Here is a 14798-nt window from a genome sequence, read left to right as displayed (position 1 = left end):
CGGTCAGACCAGGTGGTGGTCCCACTGTACCGGTAGCCGCGCGATGTCTTTCGCAGGTTGTCCGGCGCTCAGTTGCACCAGTCGGCCCTGTCCCGAGGACACCAGGAAATCGCCTCCTGCCAGAGTCTGAATGCCGGCGCAGTCAGTGATGCGGGCTTTGGCAACCAGCTCCCCGGTCTTGCCGCGGAAGACAATAGCGGTGCCGCCCACGGGGGAAGCGGCGGCGATCAGGTCGTTTTCAGGATGGGCCACCACGCTGGCGATGTAGTTGCCGAGAGCGGCCTGGGTTTCCGGGTCAAAGCGATATTCCCGGAGTTGCCCATCTTCTATGCGCGCCAACAGCGGAGGTCTCTCGTAGAGGGGGCCCTGGTACTGGTAGGCAACATAGACTTTGCCTTCGGTACTGACGCTGACGTGGCGGGAGCTCTGCTGGTGGTGGGCAGGGGTAAAGCGGCCAACGATCTGGCCGGACCGGCGGTCCATCAGAATCAGGGCCGGTTGCATGGTATCCAGATTGAGTTTGATGCGGTCGTAATCAGGGTGGGTCAGAATGCCGCCCAGGCCGATGACCAGAGTGTTGCCGTCCGGATGCAGGGTAAGCTCATGGGGCCCGATGCCGGCCAGTTCAAAGGTGTCCACCCGTTTATAGTCCTGCTCGGCATCGTAGACGGCGACAATGCCTTCGCCGGGCTGGTAGCGGCTGGCCGTGGCGTAGAGCCACCGGCCATCAGGTGAGAACACGCCGTGGCCGACAAAGTGTTCGCCTTCCGGGGCCATAATGCGGTGTCTGCGTTGCCCGGTTTCTGCATCGAAAACATAGAACGACCAGCCCGGTCGGCGCTCAAAAAACAGAGTATCTTTTCGGCCGGGCCGGTTACAGCCGCTGTGGCATCGGGTGTCTACCGGCGCCTGCCACTGAACGTTGCCGGATCGATCAAAGGCACTCACGCCAAAGCGTCCATCCGGCAGGCCAACCGCGCCGGCATAGCGTTCGGGCTGTGGGCCGGTTTTGCGGGGGAGCAACGAGCAGCCGGTGAAGGTGGCGGCCATGCCTCCGGCGACGGTGGCTTTGATCAGGGTTCTGCGATGGATGAGCATGGGTATACCTGTTCAGTCGCCGTCACTTGAGTTGAAGCCACGCACTACGCCAAGTGCCACGGCGGCTTCGTCATTGATCAGCGTTGAAAGCTGGGAAACATCCACAAAGAGCCCTTGCAGAATGCGGAACCGCTCATCACTCTCCATGAGCGTTGCCATGGCACCATGGGCTTCCGGAAAGTTGTCAGCCACTTCCTCAAACTGCCTCTGAATGCGCTCTGCCAGTTCGGCCTCGCCGTCGGTTTTCAGTAAGGTGATCAGTCCGGGAAGGTAGAATTTCTCGAGCCCTGCCACTGTTGCTTCCACCGCCATCAGACTCTGGCCACTGCGCCAGGCATCGGTGATGTAAGGATTGCGTTTGCCATTGCCCCTTAGCCCCATGGGCTGCGCCAGCCGGCGCTCTTCCAGTATTTCAAGCGCCGTCATGCCGGCTTTGATGGTGGTGTCGCGGTATGGCCCGGTGTCCAGATAGTGTTGTTTGAAACTCGCCCAGCTGTCTGCGAGCCCCCGGGCATTACGTGCCATATGCCGGGTGACCGCCGAGAGCACCTCACAGTTTTTGGCTGCGGGCAGGGCGTTCTCCCCACTGTTGAGTTGCTCGTCGAACAGCAGGTATTCGGCCATGGGAAAGCCCTGAACCGCCACCCCGGATTGGTTGATCACCTCGGTGTTAACGGGGGCTTCGGTGCCAAGCAGATACCGGGCCTTGCGAGCGACCAGGTTTTTCGGGTCCGGCCAGAACTGGAATTGCCAGGACAGGTTGTTGTTCTCCACCGGGCCGAAGTCAACAAAGCGGACCCGCTGCCAGGCCAGGAAGGCATCGAGCCAGGCATCGTTCAGGGCCGGTCGGCTGTCGGACGTCGGTGCGTTGCAGTAGCCGACCGCCGCCGATGCCAGTTGTTCGGTTTTGGTTGCCAGCGATTCGTAGCCGTTTTGAATTGCGCCATGCCACTGTTCGCGGGCCTGGGTATCGGCGTTGGCCCCGAGTGCCGCCGTAGTGCAGACAAGCAGGGCGGAGGCGAAGAACAGTCTGGTGATCGGTTGCATAGTGGATCCTCAGAGTGAATTCAGAAAATCGATCAGGGCGCTGCGCTCCGACTCGGCCATCTGACGATAGCGGTCAGCTGCCGGCCGGGCTTCGCCACCGTGCCAGAGAATGGCTTCTTCCAGCGTGCGGGCGCGCCCGTCATGCAGAAAACCGGACTGGGGGTTAACCACCTGGGCCAGGCCGATGCCCCAAAGCGGTGGCGTGCGCCACTCGTTGCCGTCAGCGAGGAACTCGTCCCGGCCGTCTGCCAGGGCCGGGCCCATGTCGTGCAGTAACAGGTCGGTGTAGGGCCAGATGGTCTGGTTGCTCAGATCCGGGCGGTCGGCCACTTCTCCGGTCTGGTATTTCGGGGTGTGGCAACCGGCACAGCCGGTTTCATTGAACAGCCTGGCGCCTTTCTGCACGGATTCAGCGCCCAGATCCCGACGGGCAGGTACCGCCAGACTCTTGGCGTAGAAGGTGACAAAGTCGGCGACCTTGTCGCTCACTTCGGGCTCACCACCGTGAGTAAACCGTTCGCACTGTTGTTCCGGGGTGCAGTCGGTGGTGGGTTTGATGGACGATGTCAGGCCCATATCGCCGGCGAAGGCGCCCATGCTTTGCTGGTGCACATCCGGTTCCGCGGCTTTCCAGCCAAACCGGCCCGGCAGCGTTTGCTGGCTGGCGACATCCCACACCTGATTAAGCTTGCCGGAAATCCCGTTGTTGTCGGTATCTTCCGGATCGGCCAATGCCTCAAGATCGGCAATAGGGATGGCTTCCAGCAGTCCCATGCCGATCATTTGTGGTGCCACCCGGGGAGAGACCAGCAAATTTGCCGGCATAGGACCATAGTTGGGGTTCTCGATGCGATATTCCGGTTTGCGCAGTTCAACCACCGTTCCATCCCCAAGTATTTCCTGAACTGGCTCCCAGTCAATCACCAGATCCGCTTCCGGTTTTGCGGCCGGCAGGGCCGCAGTCTGCAATTGACTGCCGTAGACCGGTGCGGGTTTGAAACCGTGCTTGCGCAGGAGTTCTGCATCCTTGACCGGATCGGCGGGTACTGCCAGCCGCAGGAACAGGGAGACAGGCGGTTCATCAACGCCGGGCGGGTGTCCACGGCCATCCTTGATGTGACAACCCTGGCAGGAGTTGGTATTGAACAGGGGGCCCAGGCCGTCCCGGGCATCGGTGCTGGCCGGTGCTTCCACCCAGGGATTGCGGAAGAAACTGTTGCCAACGCTGAAATCCAGGCGTTTGGTCATGGACAGGTTGCCCTGGGGCAGCGAGTAGGCGTTGGTGTCGGCCTGATTGACCGTGCCTTCACCGCCTGTGGCCGGTGTAGTTTGTATCGGGTAACCAGCGTGAGTCTCTGCAATCAGGGGTTGAGTGCTGAAGGCCAGCGGCAACAGACAGAAGATGAGTGCTCGTTTCATAACTACTCGCGTTTCAGAATGGAAGAAGCCATGGAAAATCGACCTTCGGGCATAAAGGAGGGTTTTCCATGGCTTGTTCTTGTTAGCAGGATACCGGGAGTTTCTATCTCCCGGTATCCGCTTACTGCAACCGGATCAATCAGAATGAATGGCCGGCGTCGTCCGGGGACAGGGCTTGAATGCCCAGTTGCCGTGCAGCCTGCTCGATAGAGCCGGTCTGCTCAACCAGGGCCATGATAGCACCGTTGATAATGCGGGTGCCTTCCGCGTTGCCCGGGGCGATCATGGTGTCAAAGGCCATCGGGTTCTGGCTGCTTTCGGCGCGGGCTTTCATGAGCGCCAAGGCTTCCATTGATGCGTCCAACTGACGGTTCAGGCGAGCATCCAGCTCCGGGTTGGTCTGCTCAACCAGATCAGACAGGGACGGGCCTGAAACCACAGAGCCATCTACGCGACGATAGGTGCCGGTATACACGTTCTGGATGCCCTGGCCGTTGTAGTAGTGCGAGTTGTGGGTGTTATCGCTGAAGCAGTCGTGTTCGTCCTCATAGGAGTTGGCTTCCAGGGCAACTTTCATGCGCTCACCGGCCAGCTCGCCGAGGGACAGGGAACCCATACCGAACAGCATTTTCTGGATGCCCTCGTCGGCGTTTGCGGACGTCAGCTGGGAACGGTAGTTGTCTGAGGTGCCCGGGGCCCACTGGGCAACCATCCACTCCAGATCATCGACCAGCAGATCAGTCACGGCATCCAGGTACTGGGCACGGCGCTCACAGTTGCCGTTGGTGCAGTCGTTGCCTTTGGCGTAGTCAGTAACCGGGCGCTCGCCTGCGCCACCTTCAAAACCGTGCAGATCCTGGCCCCACAGCAGGAATTCGACCGCATGGTATCCGGTGGCTACGTTGGCTTCGGAACCGCCCACTTCGTTCAGGTCAGCCAGCAGTTCGGGGGTGAGTGTTGCCACATCCAGAGTTTCCCCGCCGACGTTAATGCTGTTGCTGGCAACGATGTTGGCGGTTGCACCGGCATTACCGAGTTCGTGCTGGTAGTCGTCGGCTTTGACGTAGTCGATCAGGCCTTCGTCCAGTGGCCAGGCGTTCAATTGGCCTTCCCAGTCATCCACGATGGCATTGCCGAAGCGGAAAACCTCTGACTGCTGGTAAGGAACCCGTGAGGCCAGCCAGGCTTCTTTTGCCGCTTTGAGGTTGGCTTCGGTGGGGTTGGCAATCAGACGGTCAGTAGCCTCGTCCAGCGCACGCGCAGTAATCAGGGCATCCTCGTAGGTGGCATGGGCCAGATCGGCGTAATGGGTTACCACCGATGCTTTGGTGGCCTGCGCACTTTGCTCGGCGGACCAGGGCGCGTTTGCGCAGCCCGCGGTAAGGGCTGTGGCAATGGTCAGTGCCAATGGGGCTGGGCGAAACAGGTTTTTCATTTCAAACTCCATGTTGATGAGGTCTTTTTGTAAATAAGAAATATTAGCGTTCAGATTATGGGTTTGGAAACCCTACATAGCAAGGGGTTTTTGATATAGGTGATTGTTGGGCCGCTTGCGTGGTCAAGGTGACTGCGGCTTAATGGGCTCCTGATTCCGGGAGCCTTTTATGCTGAGTTATCTTCACGCCTTCCACGCCGGCAACTTTGCCGATGTTCAGAAGCATGCTGCACTGTCACTGGTGCTGGCCATGATGCAATCCAAGAAATCTGCCATAGCCTGTTTTGACACCCACGCGGGCAGCGCCCGTTACGATTTGGGCAGCGAGCGGGCAAGAAAAACCGGCGAAGCTGATGCTGGTGTTCAGGCCTTGTGGCGGATCCGGGAGCAACTGGCCACCGGCGACTGGCAGCCGGTTCTGGAGGTATTGGCGCGGTACAACCCAGGCAATGGGCCGCTACGGACGTATCCGGGCTCACCGGCATGGTTTGCGGAATTTTGCCGTCCGGGTGATTCCGTCACCGCTTTCGAGCTGCACCCTTCTGAAGAGCGTCAGCTGGCTCAGTGGGCGGATGAAGTGGGGGTGAAGGTGCGCCATGAGGATGGCCTGAAAGGGCTCCTGAAATGCTTGCCGCCGGCACAGCCGCGACTGTTGGCGCTGATTGATCCTTCTTACGAAATCAAAACCGATTATGAGGCCGTAGCCCGGACATTGATGGACGCGTGGAAAAAATGCCGCCATGGCGTCTATCTTATCTGGTATCCCCTGTTAACCAGTGGCCTGGAGCAACAGCTGATGGATTCGCTGAGGGCGTCCGGTTCGGTGCGCAAGATTCTTCAGTGCGAGGTTATGCTGGATCAGCCGCCCGAACGGGGCATGGTGGGTTCCGGGATGCTGATTGTGAACCCGCCCTGGGGGTTCGATGAACGTTTTGCGGCCATGATGTCGGATCTGACCGGCCCCGATCGGCTCGGTCTGTCGCCTTCCATGGATTGGCTGGTGCCTGAATAGGCCCGGAGTATCTCCTTTGACAGACAACAACCAAGCTGATCACCCATGCCTGCCTGGCGGGCTGATTCCTCTGGAGCAATGGCGGGTTCCGGAGACCTCCGTCCGCAGAACCATTCGCAGTGGTCTCCGGGATATTCTGGATCAGTTAAAAGCAGGCATTCATCCCGACGAACAGGCGTTCAGAAGTCTGGATGATTTGCCTACCCTGTCGGAACGCCAGATTCAGGACTATGCCCCGGTACCGGATCGTGAAGAACTTGCCCGGGCTTTATTGAACGCGCTGGAACAGTTGCGCCGGTCAGGCGGGCAGTCACGCAAGGCCAGTTTTCTGGTGGCACCACCATTCTCAGGTATTGCCGAAGCTTTGGGGGCCTCGGGTCGGCGGGTGATCGCCCCGCCGGACAATCTGTTAATGCCTGAAAGAGACATTACCGGCTGGTGGGATCACCAGCTTCAGGACGATGACTGGGTAATACCGGAACTGGCAGATTTCTGGCTGCGACACCGGTCCGGTCTTGGCTTGCTGCGTGAATTATTCGCGCGCCTGGCGCGGGATAAAGTGGGTGAGGGCATCATTGGCTGTTCCAGCTGGTGTTGGCAGTTCTGGACTCAGTACCTGCCAGAGCTCCACCTGGCGCCATTGACTCCCAGCCCTTTGTCGGGGGATCGTCTTACCAACTGGCTTGGACATCTGGCGGGGGAGCGCCCGCAAGGACCACTGACGGCGAGAATGACCCAGGATGGCCTGTATGTACTGCCGGCGCCAACCGGGGACGACGAGCGAAAATACAGCCTGTTTACCCGGGATCTGGCCACTTTGGCTCGGGGAAATCCGGGCGTTGCCCTGGCTATCTGGCGCCGAACTCTTCGGGCACGGCCCGAGGACGAGACGCAGCAGCAAGGGGAAGAGGATGCACATCAAGATGGCCGCCAGTGTTGGGTGGCGCCGCTGGATCAGCTGAGTTTGCCTGCCGTGCCCCAGAGTTCAGCCCGGCAGTCCGGCTACCTGCTGCATGCGTTGTTGATGCATGGCGGCCTGAGCCTGGGGCAGCTGGAGCTGACTTCGGGGTTGCCTGGCGAGGAACTGCGGATAGCGCTGTCCCGGCTGGAACGAGCCGACGTAGTGACCGGCGATGAGCAGGAAGGCATCTTTCGGGTGCAGGCATTGGCGTATCCGGCCGTCCGGCGGTATCTGCAATCCAAAGGGTATCCGGTGGACAGCTTCTAGGAGAAACGGTTATGGGCGATTTCGGTATCAAGGACGCGCTGTCTTCAATTACCTCCGAGGCTTTGCTGGAAGCCCTGGCGGTCATTGTTGCGGCTTCGTTGCTGATTCTGATGGTTCAGAAAGCAGTTCCGGTACTGGCTGCGAAACTATCGGGAAAACCGAGGCTGTACCTTCTCGCATCCGTTCCTCTTTTCCGGCTTCTGGTCATTGTTCTGGCCATCATCGTGGTGGTGCCCATTCTGGTGGAGCCCTCGGTCGAGAACATGATCGCCATCTTCGGTGCCCTGGGTCTTGCCCTGGGGTTTGCCTTCAAGGATTACGCCAACAGCCTCATTGCAGGTATCGTCACGCTGTATGAAATGCCGTACCGACCGGGTGACTGGATCGAAGTGAACGGTCGCTATGGTGAGGTGCGGAGTATCGGTACCCGGGCCGCAGAAATCGTGACGCTGGATGATACCGTGATTGTGATTCCCCACAGCCTGCTGTGGAATACACTGCTGGCCAATGGCAATGACGGCACGGATAACCTGATGTGCGTGGCCGAGGTTTTTCTGGACCCGAACCACGATGTCGGCCGGATGCTGGGCCTGTTCCGGGATGCGATCTTTGCCTGCCCGCTCACCAAAACCTACCAGCCGGTGCTGGTCACGGTTGCCGCACGGGAAGCCGGTATGTGCTATCGGTTGAAAGCCTACCCGCTGGAACCCAGAGAGCAGGCGCGCTTTATTTCAGACCTTACCGTAAGAGCTGCGGAGATCTGTGGTGATGAGGGGGTCCGAATGGTCTCCTACCCTTATCTGGAGGCGCAGAAATCCTGAGATGCCGAGGCTGATCAGTCGCGCGAAATTGACATCGCCTGCTGAATCAGCGCCTGGCCTTTGTCTCCGGTCAGTTCGATAAAGCGTTCCCTGGCAGGCAGGCTTGCCTCCCGGAAGGCCGCCCTTTCAGCTTCCGTCAGCCGTACGACCCGGATACCGCCCTGTTCCAGTATGGTCTCCAGCCGCTCCTTGTTCAGTTCCTCCTGGATGGTCCAGGCTTCCTCGGATAACTGTGCAATGGTCTCCTGCAGCCATTCCCGTTCCTGCGAGGGGAGACCGGCGAACCAGTCCTCATTGGCTACAACAGATGCGATAAACCGTGAGGCCCTGGCCATGGTCATAACGTTCTGGACCTCGTGGAACCCCATTTCCTCAATAGCAAACACCGGGTTGCTCTGGCCGTCGATGTTGCCGAGCTGGAGATCGCTGTATACCTGGGAGAAAGGCGTCTGTACCGGATCTGCACCATAGCTTCGGAAGGCTTCCGCCGCGGTTTCCGAGGTCATGGTGCGAAATCTTAAACCCTGGAAATCACTGGGGGTTCTCAGGGGGCTGTTGGCCGTCCAGGTCATCCAGCCTTCCGGCACAAACCCCAGCAGTTGCAGGCCAGCGTTGTGGTAGGCCGGTTCAAATGCGGAAATAAACGCGGGCGCCTCCAGAAGGCGACGGGCCGGTTCCTGTTCTTCCGGAAGCAGGAAGTGAAGATTAAAAAGGCCGGTTTCCGGAACGGTATCGGCCAGGTGGCCGGGCGAGGCAAAGGCCAGGTTGACTGAGCCGTTGCGAGTCAGTTCTGTCAGTTGGGCCGAGGTGCCCAAAGAGCCATAAGGAAAGACATCGACCTCAATCTTGCCACCGGACAGCGCTTCAATCTGTTCCCGGAACTGCTGCGCATAAAGATGCTGAACGCTGCCTTCAATCTCTTCCAGGGCAAAGCGCCAGGTGACCGGATACTCTGGTTTGCCATTCGCCGAACTCTGCGCGGCTGCCGGGTCGTCGTTGTCGGAGCAGCCGGTCAGCAGCATCACTGCCGCAGTGGCAACGAGGCTGAAGCGGAGAAGCGGGTGGCGTTTGGTCATTGTATTCAGGGCTCCAGAATCCGGCGCATTTGAGTCTAGAGGGAAAAGGTAACACAACATACTGGGGAGAAAAGGCCGATGTGTAAATGCCTGATGAACAGCCACAAAAAAGCCCCGCCGAAGCGGGGCCAGACGACGAACCGGATGCAGGAAAATTACATCAGAGCGTCAACGCGGTTGCGTACCTTTGGCTCACTGCTGTAAGCGGTGGCAATGGCGTTGTAGGTGGGGATGTCGATACCCACGTCTTCGATCACGGAGACCATCTCGTCGTTGGCTTCCATCTGCAGCTCCTGGGCCTCCTGCTGAGAGTCGGCCGATTCGATCTTCTCGATGTATTCCTCGCGGACTTCCATTACACCGGATTGCGCCTCGATGAACTGTTTCAGTTCAGCATCGCTGTAGTTGGTGCTTTGGGTACCTGCAGCGGCGGGATTGCTGTAGCCAGAGCCTTGTTCAGCCGACGCGGGGTCCTGCTGTGCCATAACCGGTGCGGTTGCCAGCAGGGCCAGAGATGCGGTGAGGGATACAAGCAGTTTGTTCATAGCTTAACTCCTGGTTTTGATGTGGGCGGACCTGTTGTCCAGCCACAAAGTTGTGAATGTCACTGTGACATTTGCGATTCCCGTGCCAGCTTTTAGTTTTCGTATAAAGTCATAAAAAACAGTGGGTTGTGTATTTTGTATGGTTAAAGCTCAGTAATCTGCCTTGTGGCAAAATGCCACATGTGGCAGAAAGGCTGTGACATTTTTGCAGAGTGGTGTTTATGGCGTTGTTGGGAAAACGGGTCGGGGCACTGTTCCGGTCGCTGCAATTAACGTTGGTGCTCAGTATTGTGGTGCCGCTGCTGCTGTTCAGTGGCATTGCTATCTACATTGGCATGGGGGCGGTAGAGCGTGCTTTGAACGATCGCCTTCGTGAAGACCTGGAACTGGTTGCCCGAGCGGTCAGCGGGCCGGTAAGCAAGGCGCTGGCCGAAAGCGATGAACTGGTACTGGGCGAATCCCTGAAATCCATCTTCCAGATCGGGCGCATTTCCGGGGCCTCGGTGTTTGACTCAGAGGGTGATCGGGTGGCCAGTCTCGGTGTTGCTGACTCCGATGTCACCAACAGTGCCAGCGCCGAAAAAGTAATCGCCAGTGGTGAACTCGGGGGTGCGTTTCGTAGGGTGGATGGCGAGTCGGTGTTTTCCCAGTTTACGCCTCTGGTGGCGGAAGACGGGCGGATTCAGGGTTTGTTGCAGGTAACGCGGCAACGCAGTGATTTCCATGACCTGGTGGCCACCAGCCGTTGGTGGGCAGTGGTGATCTGGTCGATGATTGCGGCCACCATCATCCTCGTTGTCGTTCTGGGGCATTACCGCACCGTGGGGCGACATGTGAACCGTTTGCTGGAGAGCATGGCTTCTCTGCAACCGGGCGCCTGGCGGTTGGAGACTCCGGAGGCAGGGCCACAGGAGCTGCGCCAGATCCAGCAGGGCATTCGTGCTCTGGGCGAACGAATGGCCGAGGCCGAGGCCGAAATCGAAGACAGGATTGCCCGGGAACGGGCCCTGGCAGAACAGCTGGAATACCAGGAGAAAGTGGCGATGATTGGCCGGGTCGCAGGCGGGGTAGCTCATGAACTGGGGGCGCCTCTGAACGTTATTCAGGGCCGGGCCCGCATTCTGGCCAGGGCCGGGCTGGAGCAGGAGCAGCAACGGCATCTGGATGATATCGAACATCAGGTGGACCGGATGACCATGATTATCCAGCAACTGCTGGACTGTTTCCGGCATGTGCCCGAGTCCCGGCGACCCGTAAACCTGGCAGACATTCTCGAGGACGTCGTTACCCGCGCCCGTGAAGACAGGCGCTGCCAGGCGGTTTCGCTGCAAGCCGACGCTTTTGACAGGCCGATGCCGACACGGGCGGAGCCGCTCCGGGTTGGCCTGGCGTGTCTGAATGTGGTGAGAAATGCGTGTCAGGCTGGCCGGGAACAGGTCGCGCTCTCAGTCGGCGAGACCGGGGAGTTTTGGGTGTTCCGGGTCGAGGACGATGGCCCTGGTATACCGGCGGAGCATCACGCCAGGGTTTTCGAGCCGTTCTTCAGCACCCGCCCGGCCGGCGAAGGCACGGGGTTAGGGCTGGCAGTGGTTCAGAGTGTCATGAAAGAACACGGGGGGGCCGTTGAGGTGATTGATAGCGAGTTGGGTGGTTGTGGTATGGCGCTGTATTTTCCGAAAGAGGTGGGGCAATGAGCAGCCGGCCTGTCACGATCCTGCTGGTCGAAGATGATGCCAGCCTTGGCCAGCTGCTGATGGAGGAGTTGGAAGTGGATGGATACCGCGTACGCAGGGTCAGTATGGTGGCCGAGGCGCGGACTGCTCTGGCAGACGAACGCCCGGGCCTGATCGTATCGGATCTGCGCTTGCCCGATGGTGACGGTCTGGAGATTCTGTCGCTTCAGCAGGCCGAGCATCCCGGTATTCCCTTTATCGTGATTACCGCGTTTGGGACGGTGGACCAGGCGGTCGATGCTTTGAAGGCCGGCGCTGATGATTTTCTGACCAAGCCGCTCTCAACGGATCATCTCCGGTTAAAGATCAAACGGTTGCTGGCCCAGGCGGATCTGAACCGGCAGTTGGCGGAGTATCAGTCCGGGCGCGGCGGCGATGAAAGCATGGGCTTGATCGGCGGCAGTGCGATGATGGATCGCCTCAGGTCAGACATTCGCCAGGTTGCCCGCAGTCAGGCCGCGGTTCTGATTAATGGCGAAAGTGGAACCGGGAAAGAGCTGGTTGCGAGGGCAATCCACCAGCAAAGTGAGCGCTCAGCACGGCCGTTCCTTGCGGTGAATTGTGCCGGTATACCGCGAGACTTGATGGAAAGTGAATTCTTCGGTCACGAGGCTGGTGCTTTTACCGGTGCACGGCAGGCCCGTCGGGGGCTGTTTGCAGAGGCGAACGGTGGCACCTTGCTGCTGGACGAGATTGGTGAAATGCCATTGGCTCTGCAAGCCAAACTGCTTCGGGTGTTGCAGGAGGGCTGCATCAAACCAGTGGGAGCTGACCATGAGGAAATGGTGGATGTTCGCATTCTGGCGGCAACTCATGTGGATTTGCTTCGGGCTGTTGAGCAGGGCCATTTCCGCGAAGACCTGTATTATCGTCTCGAAACCCTGTCGTTAACGGTGCCTCCCCTGAGGGAGCGGGATGAGGATGTTGAATTGCTGGCCATGCATTTTCTGGGTGAGGCAGCACGTCGTCACAGCCGGGGGTTCCTGAAGTTCAGTGACGTTACGTTAAGGATACTCCGCGATTATCCGTTTCCGGGCAATGTGCGTGAGCTGTCCAGTGCGATTGAGCGGGCGGTCACTTTTTGTGAAAGCGATACCCTACAGCCCGAGCATTTGCCCGAACGCATCCGGAAGCGCCAGGGCGGGATTGTTCAGGCTGCCGTTGCCGCTTCGCCCGGGAAACTTTCCGAATGGCCCACCTTGGAGATGCTCCAGCAGGATTACGTGCGCCGGGTCATGGCTGCCGTTGATGGTAATAAACGCCGGGCGGCCCAGATACTCGGCATTAATCGCAGAACACTGTATCGCTGGCTGGAGTCGGATTTGGAGCATGGGCATGACTGATCAGAAACAGGCCATGATGTACGGCCTTGCCACGGTGCTGCTGTGGTCGACCGTTGCTACCGCCTTCAAATTGTCACTGGCGGATCTTGCGCCGGTTCAGATGCTGCTGGTGGCCTGTACCGCATCCATCGTCGTGATGGCGGCTATCCTTATGCTACAGGGGCGCTGGGGACTGGTGTTCCGTTTGCGGCGGGGCCAATACCTGCAGTCCATGCTGATGGGGCTGATCAATCCCTGTCTGTATTACTTTCTGCTGTTTGGCGCGTTCGACCGTCTGCCCGCCCAGGAGGCCCAGCCTCTGAACTACACCTGGGCACTGGTGCTGGCCTATCTGTCGGTGCCGTTTCTGGGGCAGAAACTGCGCAGGATCGATATTCTGGCGGGGTTGGTGTGTTACGCCGGAGTGGTAGTGATCGCCACCCGCGGTGCCGTAACCTCGCTCTCATTCTCGGACCCCCTCGGTGTCTCGCTGGCGTTGGGCAGCACGCTGGTTTGGGCGTCTTACTGGATTATTGCCACCCGGGATACCCGGGACCCGGTGGTAGGCCTGTTTCTGAATTTTCTATTTGGACTGCCGGTCATTGTGCTGGTGTGCTGGCAGACGGCGGGGTTGGTCATGCCGGTCGGGAGTTCGATGGCCGCTGCGGTTTACGTCGGCGTTTTTGAAATGGGCATAGCCTTTGTGCTGTGGTCCCAGGCCATGAAAAAAGCAGAAAACACCTCGAAAGTGAGCAATCTGATTTTTATCTCGCCTTTTCTGTCCCTGGTGTTTATCTACTTCATTCTGGGCGAAGTTATTCTCACCTCGACCTACGTCGGGCTGGTGCTGATCATTGCGGGATTATGGCTGCAGCAGAAGAAGGTCCGTGACCGGGAGCAGGCGTTGAGCCATGGCTGAAAACTGGTATCTGTACCTTGTTCGCACCGCATCGGGTAGCCTCTACACCGGAATTGCCACAGATGTGGAGCGGCGGTTTGCCGAGCATCAGGCGGGGGCACCCAAAGGTGCCCGGAGCCTGAGAGGTAAAGGGCCGTTAACCCTGGAGTTCCATGTGCCTGCCGGCGACAGGAGCCGCGCCTCCCGCCTGGAATGGCAGGTCAAGCGCTGGCCCAAGGTTCGAAAGGAAGCTTTGATCCGGGGTGTCGTCAGGCTTGAAGATGATGTCTGATGTGACGCCCGGCAACGGCCAGAGCGTCTCTGGCCCGGTCAAGCTGCGCGGCGTGCACCTGGAATACGTGCCAGAGATTGTTGTAGATCTCCAGCGTGGTTTCCACGTGTTCCTGTTTGGCCGCCTCCGCCAATCGACGGGCGTCGTTGAGCAGAACTTCCTGGCTTCCGACCTGAATCAGCAGGGGAGGCAGGCCACTCAGGTCACCGTAGACAGGCGACACCAGCGGGTGTGTCAAAGGCACGCCGTTGGCATACATTTTCGCGGCTTTGAAGGTCCAGGCAGCGTGCAGGACCGGTTCACATTCCGGAGTGTAAAGATCCTTTTCTGACAGATCTGTCCAGGGCGAGAAGCAGGTGACGGATGAGGGCAGTGGATGACCGTGGTCGCGCAATCGCATGGCCAGTACCACCGACAGACCGCCGCCGGCGGAATCTCCGGCCACGGCAATGGAGCCGGGGCTTACCCCCTGGTTGATCAAGGCCAGATATACGGCTTCGGCATCGTCTGGCGCGGCGGGAAACGGATGCTCCGGCGCCAGCCGGTAATCCGGGATCAGTACGTCGCAGCCAGAGAATTTGGCCAGATGGCCGGCAATGCCCCGGTGGGTATCGGCAGAGCCCATAACATAGCCTCCGCCGTGAAAATACAGTACGGTGCCGCCAGAACGGTCTTCCGGGGAGGCGCGCAGCACCGGTACATCGCCCAGGTCTTCCCACGCGAAACTGACGTCTTTAGGCGGGTAGGATGTTCGATAAGCTTCCCGGGTGTATCGGCGCTGCACCGATAACGGAAACGCCCGGGACAGGACGGGCTTCACAAAACGGTGCATGGTCCCTCTCAACCCGGCCTCAAGAAGCGGCTGGAACATC

Annotated in this window: 14 protein-coding genes; 7 read left to right on the top strand and 7 right to left on the bottom strand. The window is 59.2% G+C overall.

All coding sequences use genetic code 11. The annotated features are described in order from the left end of the window. Positions 1-3: 3 nt before the first annotated feature. The 4 genes from Q669_RS05055 to Q669_RS05040 form a co-directional block, all read right to left on the bottom strand. Positions 4-1098, bottom strand: a complete 1095-nt coding sequence (locus Q669_RS05055; protein WP_022991452.1) for a DUF1513 domain-containing protein — start codon at positions 1096-1098, stop codon at positions 4-6. Between the two features lie 12 nt (positions 1099-1110). Next, positions 1111-2145: an imelysin family protein gene (locus Q669_RS05050; protein WP_022991451.1), complete on the bottom strand. Its 1035-nt coding sequence runs from the start codon at positions 2143-2145 to the stop codon at positions 1111-1113. A gap of 9 nt (positions 2146-2154) precedes the next feature. Further along, the gene (locus Q669_RS05045) at positions 2155-3564 is read right to left on the bottom strand and encodes a di-heme oxidoredictase family protein (protein ID WP_022991450.1); all 1410 of its coding nucleotides are present in this window, start codon (positions 3562-3564) and stop codon (positions 2155-2157) included. A 139-nt stretch (positions 3565-3703) separates the two neighbouring features. Further along, positions 3704-4999, bottom strand: a complete 1296-nt coding sequence (locus Q669_RS05040; RefSeq protein ID WP_011786277.1) for an imelysin family protein — start codon at positions 4997-4999, stop codon at positions 3704-3706. A 169-nt stretch (positions 5000-5168) separates the two neighbouring features. Here Q669_RS05040 and Q669_RS05035 point away from each other — a divergent pair, with 169 nt between their 5' ends. The 3 genes from Q669_RS05035 to Q669_RS05025 are packed head-to-tail and all read left to right on the top strand — an operon-like array spanning position 5169 to position 8060. Beyond that, positions 5169-6011: a 23S rRNA (adenine(2030)-N(6))-methyltransferase RlmJ gene (locus Q669_RS05035; RefSeq protein WP_011786276.1), complete on the top strand. Its 843-nt coding sequence runs from the start codon at positions 5169-5171 to the stop codon at positions 6009-6011. Between the two features lie 16 nt (positions 6012-6027). Beyond that, a complete protein-coding gene (locus Q669_RS05030; RefSeq protein ID WP_011786275.1) occupies positions 6028-7239 on the top strand; it encodes a hypothetical protein in 1212 nt (403 codons plus the stop codon). A gap of 11 nt (positions 7240-7250) precedes the next feature. Next, entirely contained in the window at positions 7251-8060 is an 810-nt protein-coding gene (locus tag Q669_RS05025) for a mechanosensitive ion channel family protein (protein ID WP_022991448.1), read from the top strand. A 14-nt stretch (positions 8061-8074) separates the two neighbouring features. On the opposite strand, the gene dctP is transcribed toward Q669_RS05025, so the two are convergent. Next, entirely contained in the window at positions 8075-9136 is a 1062-nt protein-coding gene (dctP, locus tag Q669_RS05020) for a TRAP transporter substrate-binding protein DctP (protein ID WP_022991447.1), read from the bottom strand. A gap of 155 nt (positions 9137-9291) precedes the next feature. Beyond that, positions 9292-9681 (bottom strand): DUF4168 domain-containing protein, encoded by a 390-nt coding sequence (locus tag Q669_RS05015; protein WP_022991446.1) that lies wholly within the window; start codon positions 9679-9681, stop codon positions 9292-9294. 221 nt (positions 9682-9902) lie between these two features. On the opposite strand from Q669_RS05015, the gene Q669_RS05010 reads away from it, so the two are divergent. The 4 genes from Q669_RS05010 to Q669_RS04995 are packed head-to-tail and all read left to right on the top strand — an operon-like array spanning position 9903 to position 13926. After that, positions 9903-11375 (top strand): ATP-binding protein, encoded by a 1473-nt coding sequence (locus Q669_RS05010; RefSeq protein ID WP_022991445.1) that lies wholly within the window; start codon positions 9903-9905, stop codon positions 11373-11375. Continuing rightward, entirely contained in the window at positions 11372-12757 is a 1386-nt protein-coding gene (locus tag Q669_RS05005; protein ID WP_022991444.1) for a sigma-54-dependent transcriptional regulator, read from the top strand. The genes Q669_RS05010 and Q669_RS05005 overlap by 4 nt, the downstream gene beginning before the upstream one ends. Next, on the top strand, positions 12750-13655 hold the full coding sequence (locus Q669_RS05000) for a DMT family transporter (RefSeq protein WP_011786269.1): 906 nt from the start codon (positions 12750-12752) through the stop codon (positions 13653-13655). The genes Q669_RS05005 and Q669_RS05000 overlap by 8 nt, the downstream gene beginning before the upstream one ends. Further along, positions 13648-13926 carry a GIY-YIG nuclease family protein gene (locus tag Q669_RS04995; RefSeq protein ID WP_011786268.1) on the top strand — a complete coding sequence of 93 codons (279 nt, stop codon included), beginning with the start codon at positions 13648-13650 and terminating at the stop codon, positions 13924-13926. Before Q669_RS05000 ends, Q669_RS04995 begins: the two co-directional genes overlap by 8 nt. Here the strand turns inward: Q669_RS04995 and Q669_RS04990 are convergent. Beyond that, entirely contained in the window at positions 13904-14797 is an 894-nt protein-coding gene (locus Q669_RS04990) for an alpha/beta hydrolase (RefSeq protein ID WP_011786267.1), read from the bottom strand. The two genes, Q669_RS04995 and Q669_RS04990, sit on opposite strands and share 23 nt — an antisense overlap. Position 14798: the final 1 nt, after the last annotated feature.

The sequence above is a fragment of the Marinobacter sp. C1S70 genome (assembly GCF_000475355.1).
GTDB lineage: Bacteria > Pseudomonadota > Gammaproteobacteria > Pseudomonadales > Oleiphilaceae > Marinobacter > Marinobacter nauticus.
Note: the sequence above shows the minus strand (reverse complement) of the source record. Positions and strands in the feature narration are given on the sequence as shown.